Source organism: Marinobacter mangrovi (assembly GCF_016798325.1).
Classification (GTDB): Bacteria; Pseudomonadota; Gammaproteobacteria; order Pseudomonadales; family Oleiphilaceae; genus Marinobacter_A; species Marinobacter_A mangrovi.
Genome location: NZ_JAERVO010000001.1, coordinates 466,260 through 480,665, shown reverse-complemented (window position 1 = coordinate 480,665; position 14,406 = coordinate 466,260). Strand labels below are relative to the sequence as shown.

Here is a 14,406-nt window from a genome sequence, read left to right as displayed (position 1 = left end):
TTAGTGGGTTGCCGGGGCCGGTTTGTCGGCATCGATACCAAACTCGCGGATGGCCTCTTCAACCACTTCAGGCTTGATCTTGCCCTGACGTGCCAGGGAGCCCAGTGCAGCCACGACCACATGCTGCCGGTCGACTTCGAAATGACGACGCAGCTTCTCGCGGGTGTCACTGCGTCCGAAACCGTCGGTACCCAGCACGGTGTAGTCCGCCGGTACCCAGCCACGGACCTGCTCGGCGAACAGGCGCATGTAGTCGGTGGACGCAATCACCGGCGTATCGGAGTCACCCAGAACCTCCTGGATGTAGGCCGTACGCGGACGCGATGCCGGATGCAGGCGATTCCAGCGCTCGGCGTGCTGCCCGTCACGGGCCAGCTCGGTGAAGCTGGTCACACTGTAGACATCGGAGCCTACCTCGTACTTCTCGGCCAGGATCTTCGCGGCTTCACGCACCTCGTTGAGGATAACGCCGCTGCCCAGCAGACGGACGTTGTGCTTGGCCTTCTTGGCACCTTTCTTCGCGCCGTGGGACTCCAGCTTGTAGATACCGCGGATGATGCCGTCCTCGACGCCTTTCGGCATCGCCGGATGGGCGTAGTTTTCGTTCATCAGCGTCAGGTAGAAGTAGACGTTCTCGTTGTCGCCGTACATGCGCTGCAGACCGTGACGAACAATGACGGCGACTTCGTAGGCGAAGGTCGGGTCATAGGACACGCAGTTGGGCACGGTGGCGGACAGCACGTGGCTGTGGCCATCCTGATGCTGCAGGCCTTCGCCGTTCAGCGTGGTCCGGCCGGCGGTACCGCCCAGCAGGAAGCCGCGGGCGCGCATGTCGCCAGCCGCCCAGCACAGGTCGCCGACGCGCTGGAAACCGAACATCGAGTAGAAGATGTAGAACGGGATCAGCGGGTAGTCGTTGGTGCTGTATGAGGTCGCCGCCGCGATCCAGGCGGACATGGCACCGGCTTCGTTGATGCCTTCCTGCAGGATCTGGCCCTTGCGGTCCTCACGGTAGTACATGATCTGGTTGCGGTCGTTGGGCGTGTACTTCTGCCCTTCGGCCGTGTAGATGCCCATCTGGCGGAACATCCCGTCCATACCGAAGGTCCGGGCTTCGTCCGGCACGATCGGGACGACGCGGGAGCCGATCTGCTTGTCCTTGATCAGCGTGCCCAGCATGCGCACGAACGCCATGGTGGTGGAGAATTCCCGGTCGCCACTGTCGTCCAGCTGCTGCTTGAAGGTTTCCAGCGGCGGGATGGTCAGCGGCTGGCTGTCGCGACGGCGACGCGGCAGGGAGCCACCCAGCTTGCTGCGCATCTTCTGCAGGTACTTCATCTCCGGCGAATCGTCCGCCGGCTTGTAGTAAGGCATGCTTTCGATCTCGTCGTCCGAGATCGGCACACCGAAGCGGTCACGGAATGCCTTGATGGTGTCCATGCTCAGCTTCTTCTGCTGGTGCGCGGTGTTCTGCGCCTGCCCCTGCTCACCGAAGCCGTAGCCTTTAATGGTGTGGGCCAGGATCACGGTCGGGCCGCCCTTGTGGTTCACCGCTTCGTGATACGCCGCATAGACCTTGTACGGATCGTGCCCACCACGGTTCAGGGCGTAGATGTCCTCGTCGGACATGTGCTCGACGCGCTTGAGCAACTCCGGATCGCGACCGAAGAAGTTCTGGCGCACGTAGCCACCACCGTTGGACTTGAAGTTCTGCATCTCGCCATCGACGGCTTCGTCCATGACTTTCTGCATGCGGCCATCTTCGTCCTGCTCGAACAGCGGATCCCACAGACGACCCCAGACGACTTTCAGGACGTTCCAGTTGGCACCACGGAAAATGCCTTCCAGCTCCTGGATGATCTTGCCGTTGCCGCGGACCGGTCCGTCCAGACGCTGCAGGTTACAGTTGACCACGAAAATCAGGTTGTCGAGCTTTTCACGACCGGCCAGGCCAATAGCACCCAGGGTCTCAGGCTCGTCGCACTCACCGTCACCGATGAAACACCAGACCTTGCGATCCGGCCCTTCAGTCAGTTCACGGTTGTGCAGGTACTTCATGACGTGCGCCTGGTAGATCGCCTGGATCGGTCCCAGGCCCATGGACACGGTCGGGAACTGCCAGTAATCCGGCATCAGCCACGGGTGCGGGTACGAAGACAGGCCATCGCCGTCCACCTCGTTACGGAACTTGTCCAGGTGATCTTCGGTCAGGCGCCCTTCCAGGAAGGAACGGGCGTAGAGGCCCGGTGAAGAGTGGCCCTGGAAGTAGATCAGGTCGCCTTCGCGGTTTTCATCTCCGGCGTGGAAGAAGTAATTAAAACCGACGTCCAGCAGCGTGGCGATGGATGAGAACGAGTGGATGTGACCACCCAGCTCGCCCGGACGCTTGTTGGCCCGGATCACCATGGCCAGCGCGTTCCAGCGGATCAGCGAGCGAATGCGGCGCTCCATGAACAGATCGCCCGGCATACGCGCTTCCCGGCTGGCAGGAATGGTATTGCGATACGGTGTGTTGACGCTGTAGGGCAACGCGGCCCCGTCCCTGCTGGCGCGTTCGCCCAGCCGCTCGAGCAGAAATGCTGCCCGTTCAAGCCCTTCCTCACTCAGAACGGAGTCAAGGGCATCCATCCACTCCCCGGTTTCCGTCGGATCTTCATCATGCAACATTCAATATCTCCTCGTGCGGAAGCTGGGCTCGACCGGTTCTGGATCGCCACTGGCTCTTGCGGGGCAGACCTGTCCATAATGGCATGCGGCCGGGACGGGTCGGGGGTGAGAGACCAGGCGATCGGCTACCAGAAGCAGCCCGGTGAAGTCATACGACTTTTGTAGTAATAAATAAATCAAGGTAACTTAATAGCGCTATATAATAGAGTTTTTTTGCTATTATTTACAACAAATGGGCATGACCGGCGATGGTAATGACAACAACAATCGTGCCAGGTGAGCGCACTTTTATCAGCGCAAAAACCTTACCACCACAGGCGCCCGCGGCACTGATTGCCCGGGAAAAATTCAATGACACGTTGCATGAAACGAATAGTGTCGGTCTCATGCTGGTCCAGGCACCGGCGGGCTACGGCAAGACCACCACAACCGCCGAACGCTTGAAGGCGCTGGAGGCGGACGTCGCCTGGTACCGACTGGACGCCCCGGACAATCAGCCCGGCCAGTTCGCGGCTTACCTGGCCCACACGCTGGAAAGCAACCGGCCAGGCACCTGCCCCGATACGTTACGACGGTTAACGACATCCGGCTTTGATAACCTGCAGGAATTTCTGACGCACCTGCTGGCTGAAATGCCGGTCGAGGCCGAACCGCTCTACGTCGTCCTGGACGACTACCACCTGATCACCGATCCCGAAATCCACGAAGCCATGCGCTTCCTGCTGCGCCACCAACCGGCCTATCTGACGATGATCATCCTGACACGCACGGTGCCGCCGATCGGCGTCGCACAGTTGCGCATGCAGGGTCATATGCTGGAGATCAGTGCCCGGGATCTCGGCTTCGATGCCGACGAGGCACAGCATTATTTCGAACAGCGCCTCCCTTACGAAGTCTCGCGGGAAAGCATCGAGCGGGCGGTGCGGCGTGTTGAAGGCTGGGTATCGGCCCTGCAACTCGTTGCCACCAGCGCCGCAACCAGTGTTGCGTTTAACGAAATGGTGGAGCAATTCGAGGACGGGAACCAGTACATTTTCGATTACTTCGACGAATTGCTAGGTCGCCAACTGGACGACGAAGCGCTCGGTTTTCTCCTGCGTACCTCCCTGCTCGACCGCTTCAATGCCTTTCTCGCCATGCGTGTAGCGGGTCATCGGGACGGTCAGGCCCTGCTCAACCAGCTGATCAGCAAAGGCTTTTTCGTCATGCCCCTGGACAGCAGCGGCCTGTGGTTCCGCTACCACCCCCTGTTCAGCGCGTACCTGCGTCATCTCCTCGCCTGTTCCGCCCAGGAGGACGTCACGGCCCTGCACCAGCAGGCCAGCGACGCCTGGCGCGAACTGGATCGCCCGGAAGAGGCGGCCCGCCACGCGGTCAAGGCGCAGGACCAGCAACGCATCACCCGCATCCTCCTGGACCATGGCCGCGCCTTCTTTACCGAAGGCCAGTTTGCCCTGCTGCAACAGTGTCTGGATGCGCTGGACCCGACCAGCATCGCCGACGAACCGCTGCTGACGCTGCTGCGCGCCTGGGTGGCCCAGAGCCAGTACAAGTTTGACGAGGCGGAACAATGGCTGGCTGCCGCCGAAGCGAAACTGAAGGAACACCTCAGTGACGACGATTTACGCTCCGTGCGCTGCGAATTCAGCGCCGTTCGCGCCCAGGTGGCCATGAATTTCGGGGATTCCCATACTGCCCTGGGCCAGGCCACAGACGCCATGGAACAGGAAGCCCGATTCCTGCCCACGTCCAAGGTCGCCGCTGCCTCAGTGATGGGCGAAGCCCTGTTTGTGGAAGGTCACCTCAAGGAAGCCCTCGCCCGCATGCAGGACACCGAAACCCTCGCCCGGGCCCACGGCGCCCACCAGAACGTACTCTGGGCACTGTGCCAGCAGTCGGAAATCAACGTGGCCATGGGACTGCTGCAGAAGGCCTATAACGTGCAGGAGCGGGCGTTCCAGTATGCCGAGGAATATCACCTCGACCACCTGCCAATCCTCGAATTCCTGTACCGCATCCGCAGCCAGGTCATGTGGGAATGGCACCATCTGGAAAACGCCGAGCGCTGTGCCCTGCAGGGCATCGAGATCCTTGAAGCCCAGGGGGAGCGCTGGTACCTGCAGAGCTATACGTCCCTGGCCAAGGTGGCCCAGGCCCGCGGCCGGCAAACGCTGTGCGCCGACTACATCCAGAAGATCCAGAAAATGCTGGCTTCGGGCGAATACCACATCGACTGGGTCGCCAATTCCCACGCCACCATGTTGTCGTTCTGGGACGCCGTCCGTGACCGGGAAGCCATCCAGCGATGGCTGACGGCCGCGCCGGACTACGCCATCGAGGACGCCACCAACCACTTCCTGCAGTGCAATGCCCGCAACTGGGCCAGGGCCTATTTGAGTCTCGAACAGCCGGAAAAAGCCAGACCCATCCTCGAAGGATTGCAGGCGGTGGCCGAACGCATCGGGCTGCAAATGGACCTGAACCGCAACCATATTGCGCTGGCCCACATGCACTGGCAGTTGGAGGATCGCGAGCAGGCCCTGTTTCATATGCGCGAGGCGCTGCAACTGGCCAGCACGACCGGTGCGGTCGGTAGCTTCCTGCGTCTGGGCAAGGTGCTGATCGTGATCCTGAAAGCCCTGATCAACGACCAACTGATCGATGGCATGGAGTTGCAGCGGGCGGAGCGTCTGATCCAGCTCTCCCAGCAGCAACGGGACTTCAGCCGCGCGATCCGGATCTCGCTGGACGAGGCGATCATCCAGGACATCATCGACCGGCCGGACGTGCCGGAGCTGATCCGCACCTCGCCGCTGACCCGGCGCGAATGGCAGATCCTCAGCCTCATCCACGCGGGGCTGTCCAACGACCAGATTGCCGAGCATCTGAAGGTGGCGGCGACGACCGTCAAGACGCACATCCGCAGCCTGTACCAGAAGCAAAACATTGCGCATCGTTCCGAGGCGATCGAGCTGGCCCGGGATCTGCTGAGCAAGATTCAGGGGGAGTAGAAAACCACCGGGGACGAGGTCCGCATGAGCGGACCTACGCCCCCTCCTCCCCCCGTCTACGCCAGCAAAAAGCGTGTCAGGAGGATGCCCGCCACGCCCCGCACGAGCACCATAGTGTCATCACAACAACAAGGGCGCCGCGGGACCGGTCGGCTGTGTGATCCACGCCACCACGACGTTCACGGACGCCAAAACCGACTTTGTTCTGAGTGAGGCATGATGCAAAAGAATCCCGACTGGTGGCGCGGTGCTGTCATCTACCAGGTTTATCCCCGCAGCTTCTTCGACTCCAACGGTGACGGCATCGGCGATCTGCCGGGCGTGACCGCCAAGCTGGACTACATTGCCAGCCTGAACGTCGATGCCATCTGGCTGTCGCCCTTCTTCACCTCACCCATGAAGGATTTCGGTTACGACGTGTCCGACTACCGGGGCGTGGACCCGATCTTCGGCACCCTCGAGGATTTCGACGTGCTGATCGCCGAGGCGCACAAGCGCGACCTCAGGATCATGATCGACCAGGTGCTGAGCCACACCTCGGAAGAACATGAATGGTTCAAGGAAAGCCGGGTCAGCCGCGACAACCCCAAGGCGGACTGGTACGTCTGGGCCGACGCCCAGGCCGATGGCACCCCGCCCAACAACTGGCTGTCCGTTTTCGGGGGCTCCGCCTGGGCCTGGGACAGCCGTCGCCGGCAGTATTACCTGCACAATTTCCTGGCCAGCCAGCCGGATCTGAACTTCCACAACCCGGAACTTCAGGATCAGATCCTCGACGAGGTCCGGTTCTGGCTGGATCGTGGCGTCGACGGTTTCCGCCTGGATGCCATCAATTTCTGTTTCCACGATCCGAAGCTGCGCAACAATCCGCCCAGCCAGGCGGTCCAGGAAGCGTCGATCGGTGTGCGTAAAGAAAATCCCTACGCCTATCAGTACCACAAGTACGACAAGACCCAGCCGGAGAACCTGGCGTTCCTCAAACGCCTGCGCGCCCTGCTGGATGAATACCCGGGGACCACGACCGTCGGCGAAATCGGCGACGACAATTCCCTGCAGACCATGGCGGACTACACCAGCAACGGCGACAAGCTGCACATGGCCTACTCGTTCGACCTGCTGACCGAACAACGCGGCGCGGACTTCATCAAGCATACGGTCGAAGGCATCGAATCCAAGCTGGAAGACGGCTGGCCCTGCTGGGCGATCGGCAATCATGATGTGGCGCGGGTCGCCAGCCGCTGGCAGGCCGAGGGTCCGGAACAGATCAAGCTGTTCATGATCATGATGCTGAGCCTGCGCGGCAGCGCCTGCATCTATCAGGGCGAAGAGCTGGGCATGACCGAAGCCGAGCTGGCTTTTGAGGATCTTGTGGATCCTTACGGCATCAGCTTCTGGCCGGAATACAAGGGCCGCGACGGCTGCCGCACGCCCATGGTCTGGGATGCGATGGCCCACAACGCCGGTTTCAGCGAGGCCAAGCCGTGGTTGCCTGTTTACGAAGAACACCTGAACGCGGCGGTCTCCGAACAGGAGAACGAGCGGCATTCGGTCCTGCAGGCCTATCGGGAATTCCTGGGTTGGCGACGCCAGCAACCCGCGCTGCTTACCGGCAGCATTCGGTTTATGGAAAGCCAGGAAGACACCCTGCTGTTCCGTCGCGAAACCGACGGGCAGCGTCTGCTGGTTGCCCTGAACTTCAGCGACCAGAAAGTGTCACTGTCGTTGCCGCAACCGGCTACCGCCCTGTCGGATACACCGGCATCGCTGACGGCAGACTGGCGCGGCAGTGCCGTCACCCTGCCACCCTACAGCGCGGGCATCGCCAAGGGTTAAACAGGCTCCGGCCCCAAAGCCGGACCGCCATACACTGACAACAAAGACTGAAGACTATGGCAAGCGTCACTCTCAGAAACGTCTATAAGCGCTTCGGCGATGCCGAAGTCACACGCAACGTGAACCTGGACATCCAGGACGGCGAATTTGTGGTCTTCGTGGGTCCCTCCGGCTGCGGCAAGTCGACCCTGTTGCGGATGATCGCCGGACTGGAGGACATCTCCGAAGGCGACCTCTACATCGGCCAGGAACGCGTCAACGACAAGCCGCCCAAGGATCGTGAGGTGGGCATGGTGTTCCAGTCCTATGCGCTCTACCCGCACATGGACGTGGCCGAGAATATGGCCTTCGGCCTGAAGCTGGCCAGCGTCAAGAAAGGCGAGATCGACCGTCGGGTGAACGACGCGGCACGCCTCCTCCAGCTCGACAACCTGCTTCAACGCAAGCCCAAGGACCTGTCCGGCGGGCAGCGTCAACGGGTGGCGATCGGCCGGACCATCGTCCGTGAGCCAGCGGTGTTCCTGTTCGACGAACCGCTTTCGAATCTGGATGCGTCCCTGCGAGTCCAGATGCGGATCGAGATATCCGGCCTGCACAAGCGCCTGGGCGCGACCATGATTTACGTGACCCACGACCAGGTGGAAGCCATGACCATGGCCGACAAGATCGTCGCCCTGGACAACGGCGCCATCGCCCAGGTGGGCAAACCGCTGGAGCTGTATCACTACCCGGCGACCCGGTTCGTGGCGGGCTTCATCGGTTCACCGAAGATGAACTTTATCGACGGCGACGTGGTGGCAGCCAGCAGCCAGGAGGTCACGGTCAACCTGCCCGGCGCCATGCAGATGACCCTGCCGATCAATGGCGGTGCGCTGTCTGAAGGCGAGCGGGTCACCCTGGGGATCCGACCCGAGCATTTCTCGACGCATGACGAGGGCACCGTGGCGATCCAGGGCGCGGTCAATGTCGTGGAACGCCTGGGCTACCAGACGCTGGTCCACCTGGATATGGAAGGCATCGACGGCATCATCACCATGCGGACCGAGGGCACGAACCCGGTACAGGAAGGCGATGCGGTCGCACTGGGCATCAAGCCGGAGATGTGTCACCTGTTCCGTCAGGACGGCACGGCTTGTCCGCGGCTCTTCAAGGAGCCGTGCATCGACCTCTAGGGCTCGACAACCATCTCCTCACACTCTCATCAACGTTTGTCACGTTATTGCCCGCCCCGTGCGGGCCTTTTTTTGTCTGGAGAATGGGAGTTGACGGGATCATTACATGGGCAGGTTGGCGGACCTTGGGGGCTGAAACCAATGGACACCATCGCTTCCGCCGCCCTAGAGGGCCATCCCTGGCCCGCTATTGCGGTCAAGGACATCCATGCCCTTTTCTCCAGCGATGGCGTCCATTGGTTTCGTTTAAGCCGGGTGCATAACGCTCTGGGGATATGAACAACATGCAGCAAGCAATGCCTGAATGAGGGGCACCTGACGGCGCCTCAGAAGCTAAAGCATCTGCTACATACTCGAGTTGGTATTAAATGTAGCCGACGCTTCAGCTTCGGAGCAGCCCGCAGGGCTGCCCTTTTTATGCTTCGAGCCCGAGGAGCCTATCGGGAATATCATCAACCCTGCAAAAAACGCGACGCCCCGGAAACCGCCAGCAACAGCCCCGCCAACACCAGGAACGCCATCCCCAGCCCCATCAGCTCCGACAGGAACCCAATCGTCGCCGGCCCCATCAGCACGCCGATATAGCCCAGCGTCGCCACGGCCGGCACGGCCAGGTGTTCGGGCATGGCCGTCTGCTGACCGGCCCGGGTAAACATGACGGGTACGATATTGGAACAACCCGCCCCGACCAGAGCGCAGCCCAACAGACCCACCAGCCCGTTCGGCGCGAACGTGAGCAACACGATGCCGCAGGCGGCCACGCCGCCGCCTACTGCCACCACGCGCCCGCCGCCAAAGCGGGCCACAAAACGATCGCCGGTGAGCCGGCCCAGAGTCATGGTGACCGAGAAAGCGGCAAACCCGAGCCCGGCCCGGGACACCGCCACATCCAGATGATCAACAAAGAAGATGGCGGTCCAGTCCAGCATCGCGCCCTCACTCAGAAAAGACACGAAGCACACCAGACCGATGACCAACACAACACCGCGGGGAACCGCAAACACCGGACCGCTCTGCTGACCGGTGTCCGAAAGCAGACCGGACGAGGCCAGGAAAAGTCCGATCAGCACGAGGCCCAACACACAACTGGTCGCCAATAACGGTGTCGCCCCCAGACCCAGTAAACCGGCCATGCTGGCCGCCCCGATAATGGCGCCCAGACTGAACAGTCCGTGAAAGCCCGACATCAACGACCGCCCGCTGGCCCGCTCCACCACGATCGCCTGCATGTTCATCGCCACATCCAGCGCGCCAATGCCACCACCGAACAGGAACAAGGCCGCAATCAACAGAGGCAGGCTCGACACACTCGCCAATAACGGCAACATGGCAACCCCGAGCAACGCGGCGGGAATGATCACCCGTCGATAGCCAGCTCGGCTCACCATGGGCCCGGCCAACGGCATGGAGAGGATCGATCCGGCTCCGAGGCACAGCAGGAGCAGCCCGAAAACGCCGTCGCCCACTTCCACGCGAGCCTTGGCGTAAGGCACCAACGGCGCCCAGGCCGCCAGGGCAATGCCGGAAATCAGGAAAGTAATGCGGGTCGCCGTCTGGTGCGGTCGACCGGGTGCCTGTTCCATCTCTGCGGAGAGTGAGGACATGGACAACGTCCCTGTTAGCGATGAGTCTATACGTCGAGCATACCGTGAGTGAGCCAGCGCCCCCAGTCCCGCTGCCGGCGACACGCGGACCTGCGTCCCACCACAAAAAAGCCCCGGAGCAGCCAGCGGGTTCAGGCGGGTCCGGGGTCGCGGAATCACTCAGTCAGGAAGACGCAACCTTTTTCGCGCAATCGGATGAGCCCGGCTCCGCCGAGCTTACCCAAAACTTTTATTCGGGCGTATCACTTACCCCTTCACACCACCGGCGGTCAGCCCGCCAACAATCCACCGCTGGCAATACAGGAACACAGCGGTAATGGGCAGTCCGGACAGCACGGCCGCGGCGGCAAAATCGCCCCACAGATAATTCTGCTCATAGAGATACTGCTGGGCGCCGACGGCCAGGGTCAGCTTGTCCGTATCCACCAGCAGGATCGACGCCATCGGGTACTCCATGATCGTCATGATGAACGCCAGGATGAACACTACCATCAGGATCGGCACCGACAGCGGCAGCAGGATGTAGCGGAACGCCTGCCAGGTGGTGGCGCCGTCGACAATCGCCGCTTCTTCCAGGGACCGGTCGATGGAGTCGAAGTAGCCCTTGATGGTCCAGATGTGCAGCGCCATCCCGCCCAAAGAGGCGACGATCACAGCGCCGTGGGTATTCAGGCCCAACCAGCTGATGTGCTTACCAATCTCGTTGAACAGCGCGTAAAGCGCCACCAGTGACAGCACCGGCGGGAACATCTGGAAGATCAGCATGGACTTGAGCACAAAGCCCTTGCCCGCAAAGCGCATCCGCGCGAAGGCGTAGGCCGCCGTGGTAGAGAGCGCCAGGATCAGCAGCGAGGAAATCACCGCAATCTTGATGGAGTTCCACAGCCACAGCAGCACCGGAAACGGCGGCTGGACCACATTGCCGGCATCGTCCGTGTAGGGAATGCCGAGCGCCAGGGACCAGTGCTCCAGCGAGGGCACCTCCGGCAGCAGGCTGCCGGTGGCGAAATTACCGCTGCGGAAGGAGATGGAAATCACCATCAGCAGCGGGAACAGGATCAACGCGATGAAGCACAGCATTCCCAGGTGGGAGGCCAGCACGCGGTATTTCGTTGAACGCGGTTCTACCATTGCCATAGCCGCCTCCTACACCTTGATCTTGGACAGTTTGAGGTTGATCAGTGACAGCGCACCCACCACCAGGAAGATCACCGTAGCGATCGCCGCCGCCAGACCGAAGTTCTGGCCGGAATCCTGGAAGGCAATCCGGTAGGTGTAACTGACCAGCAGATCCGTAGTGCCCGCCGGGGTACTGGCGCCGATGATGTCCGGCGCACCGCCGGTCAGCAGGGCTATCAACACGAAGTTGTTAAAGTTGAAGGCGAAGCTCGCGATCAGCAGAGGCGCCAGTGGTTTGAGGATCAACGGGAACGTGATGTTCATCAGGTTGTTGATCGGCCCGGCCCCGTCCATGGCGGAGGCTTCGTAGAGATCCCGGGGAATGGACTGCAACAGCCCCATGCACAACAGCATCATGTAGGGATAGCCCAGCCAGGTGTTGACGATCAGGATCATCGACCGTGCCATGGCCGGGTCGCTGAACCAGTCCGGGCGGATGCCAAACAGGTTTTCCAGCACCAGGTTGATTTCACCGAAGTTCTGGTTGAACAGCCCCTTGAACACCAGGATGGAGATAAACGCCGGAACCGCGTAAGGCAGGATCAGCATCGTGCGATAGAAGCCCTTACCGCGGATCTGGTCCCACTGCAGCAGGTTGGCCAACAAGAGGCCCAGGACAAGCGTGAACACCACCGTGCCCACGGAGAACAGCAGCGTCCAGACGAAGATCTGCATGAACGGCCCGCTGATGCTCGGGTCCGTGATCACGCGCTTGTAGTTGTCGAACCCGGCATTGACGGTCCAGCCCGGCACCAGTTTGTCCCCGTCGGCGCTTTCGTAGAAACCGGTGTCCTGATTGGGGAAATAGGTCACCCCGGTACGGGTATTGGTCAGGGTGTCGTGGCCGGATTTTTCGTACAGTGGCTTGATGGTGGCGAACGCTCGCAGGCTGGCCATGGACAGCTCGCGGCCATCCGGCGTCTGCAGCCGCAGTTCGCCCAGCGCGTTGCGCTGCTTGATGATGTCGCGGAAAGCCAACGGCTCGCCGGCCGGGGCCGTCGCCGTCGGGCTGACCTCAATCGGCGGTACCTGGCCGTCTTTCAGTTCGAAAGGCGCTGAAATCAGATCGCCCGCGTCGCTCTTGAGGAAAACCACATAGCCGGCATCGGTCTGGTACAGGTCATAGTTGTAGCGGGCCGATTCCGACTGATAGGTGCGCGAGAGCAGGTTGTCCTGCACCCGCTCGAAACTCAACAGGTTGCTGGCGCTGTAGTTGGTGAAGCCGATTCCCACGGTGTACATCAGCGGGAAGATCACGAACAGGCCCATCCCGGCCACCGCCGGATAGATGTAGCGATGCGCGTAGAGTCGTTTGCTCACGAAAACGGCCACCGCCGATGCTGTCAGCACCAGGAACAGCATGGCGAATACGAATTCACGCTGGGCATACAGCGCGACGATCAGGTAAAGCGCCATGCCGACCAGCACGGCCAGGACGCCCCACTTCAGGATAGCTCGGGTCATGAAAGGTCTGCTTGCTGTACGCGGATAGGACAGCGTCTCGGTTAACATTGTAGTCAGCCCCGTCGGTTGTTGCCTGGACACCGGCCAGGTCGCCGGCGGCCGGTGGTAGCCATTGCCACCACCGGCCCGAGGCCTTTATCGGGTAATGCGGGTCGCGGCCGTATCCAGTGCTTCCTTGACGGACTGGCGACCGGCCGTGATGTTCTGCAGCGCCGGCGCCATGGAGGACCAGAAGGCGCCCATTGCAGGCACGTTCGGCATCGGCTCACCCAGTTCGGCGTTCTTGAACGTGGCCTTGATGTACGGGTTGTCAGCCGACAGCTCGTCCATCAGCTCCTTGTTGGCCACGGCACCCAGCGGCACGTCGTCGTTGACCATTTTCAGGCCCTTGACCGACAGCGCGTAGTTTTCCAGGAATTCCACGGCCAGGTCCTTGTTCGGGCTTGCGGTATTCAGCGTGGCCGCCATGACGCCCACCATCGGCTTGGGCTTCTGGCCGTTGATGGTCGGCAGCGTGGTGACGCCGAAGTTGATGCCGCTCTTCTTCAGGTTCGCCCAGGCCCAGGGACCGTTGATCATCATCGCCAGTTCACCCTTGTTGAACTGGGAGTCCATGGCGCCGTAGTCCGCGCCGCGGGGCATGACGCCCTCGTCGATCAGGGACTTGAGCACTTTGCCGCCCGCGATGGCGCCCTCGGTGTTCACACCGGTATCGGAAACGTCATAACCGCTGTCGGTCTTCTTGAAGATGTAACCGCCATCGGCGGCCAGCAGCGGCCAGGTGAAGTAGGTGTTGTTGTAGTCCCACAGGATGGCTTTTTTGCCCTGCTCTGCCAGCTTCTTGTCCAGCGCCGGGATTTCCTCGAAGGACTTGGGCGGGTTGGGGACCAGATCCTTGTTGTAGATCAGGCCGACGGATTCCACCGCCATCGGGTAGCCGTAAACCTTGCCGTCCACGGTAACCGCATCCCAGGTGAAGTCGTAGTTGGCGTCGCGAATGGACTGGGACGGGTTGATTTCAGAGATCAGGCCACTCTGTGCCCACTCGCCCAGGCGATCGTGCGCCCAGATGAAGATGTCGGGACCATTGCCGGTCGCCGCAGCCTGCTGGAATTTGTCGGTTGCACTGTCAGGATGAGCCACTTCCACGGGAATACCGGTTTCCTTGGTAAACCAGTCACCGACTTCCTGCAGTCCGTTGTAGCCCTTGTCACCGTTGATCCAGACAACCAGCTTGCCCTCCTCGATGTCGGCCTGAGCCGGTGCAACGGCACCCATGGTGGTTGCCAGGATGGAGACGGCGAGCGTGCTGCGGATGAAATTGCGGCGATTCATTGTCAGTACCTCTCTGTTCTCTGCCTTATTGTTTTTGTCCCGAGGGCGTCACCCAGGGGGAAGGTCGCTTTTGTCGTTATCGCGATGATCAACATCGTCAGTGAAAACCGCAATGCTGGCATCAGCCCTGTTTTTAATACC

At 61.2% G+C, this 14,406-nt stretch carries 8 protein-coding genes; 3 read left to right on the top strand and 5 right to left on the bottom strand.

The features are described 5' to 3' along the window. A complete protein-coding gene (aceE, locus tag JL474_RS02105; RefSeq protein ID WP_203141283.1) occupies positions 1 to 2,664 on the bottom strand; it encodes a pyruvate dehydrogenase (acetyl-transferring), homodimeric type in 2,664 nt (887 codons plus the stop codon). A 257-nt stretch (positions 2,665 to 2,921) separates the two neighbouring features. Here aceE and malT point away from each other — a divergent pair, with 257 nt between their 5' ends. From malT to malK, 3 genes are all read left to right on the top strand, one after another. Beyond that, positions 2,922 to 5,678 carry an HTH-type transcriptional regulator MalT gene (gene malT, locus JL474_RS02100; RefSeq protein ID WP_203140747.1) on the top strand — a complete coding sequence of 919 codons (2,757 nt, stop codon included), beginning with the start codon at positions 2,922 to 2,924 and terminating at the stop codon, positions 5,676 to 5,678. Between the two features lie 216 nt (positions 5,679 to 5,894). Further along, positions 5,895 to 7,511, top strand: a complete 1,617-nt coding sequence (locus JL474_RS02095; RefSeq protein ID WP_203140746.1) for an alpha-glucosidase family protein — start codon at positions 5,895 to 5,897, stop codon at positions 7,509 to 7,511. A 56-nt stretch (positions 7,512 to 7,567) separates the two neighbouring features. Beyond that, positions 7,568 to 8,683, top strand: coding sequence for a maltose/maltodextrin ABC transporter ATP-binding protein MalK (gene malK, locus JL474_RS02090; RefSeq protein WP_203140745.1), 1,116 nt, complete (start codon positions 7,568 to 7,570; stop codon positions 8,681 to 8,683). A 452-nt stretch (positions 8,684 to 9,135) separates the two neighbouring features. Here malK and JL474_RS02085 read toward each other — a convergent pair whose 3' ends face one another. The 4 genes from JL474_RS02085 to malE form a co-directional block, all read right to left on the bottom strand. Further along, positions 9,136 to 10,287: an MFS transporter gene (locus JL474_RS02085; RefSeq protein ID WP_203140744.1), complete on the bottom strand. Its 1,152-nt coding sequence runs from the start codon at positions 10,285 to 10,287 to the stop codon at positions 9,136 to 9,138. A 246-nt stretch (positions 10,288 to 10,533) separates the two neighbouring features. Beyond that, positions 10,534 to 11,424 carry a maltose ABC transporter permease MalG gene (gene malG / locus JL474_RS02080; protein ID WP_123633542.1) on the bottom strand — a complete coding sequence of 297 codons (891 nt, stop codon included), beginning with the start codon at positions 11,422 to 11,424 and terminating at the stop codon, positions 10,534 to 10,536. A gap of 9 nt (positions 11,425 to 11,433) precedes the next feature. After that, positions 11,434 to 12,930, bottom strand: coding sequence for a maltose ABC transporter permease MalF (gene malF, locus JL474_RS02075; RefSeq protein ID WP_203140743.1), 1,497 nt, complete (start codon positions 12,928 to 12,930; stop codon positions 11,434 to 11,436). Positions 12,931 to 13,065: 135 nt separating this feature from the next. Further along, positions 13,066 to 14,265, bottom strand: coding sequence for a maltose/maltodextrin ABC transporter substrate-binding protein MalE (malE, locus tag JL474_RS02070; RefSeq protein WP_203140742.1), 1,200 nt, complete (start codon positions 14,263 to 14,265; stop codon positions 13,066 to 13,068). Between the last annotated feature and the right edge of the window lie 141 nt (positions 14,266 to 14,406).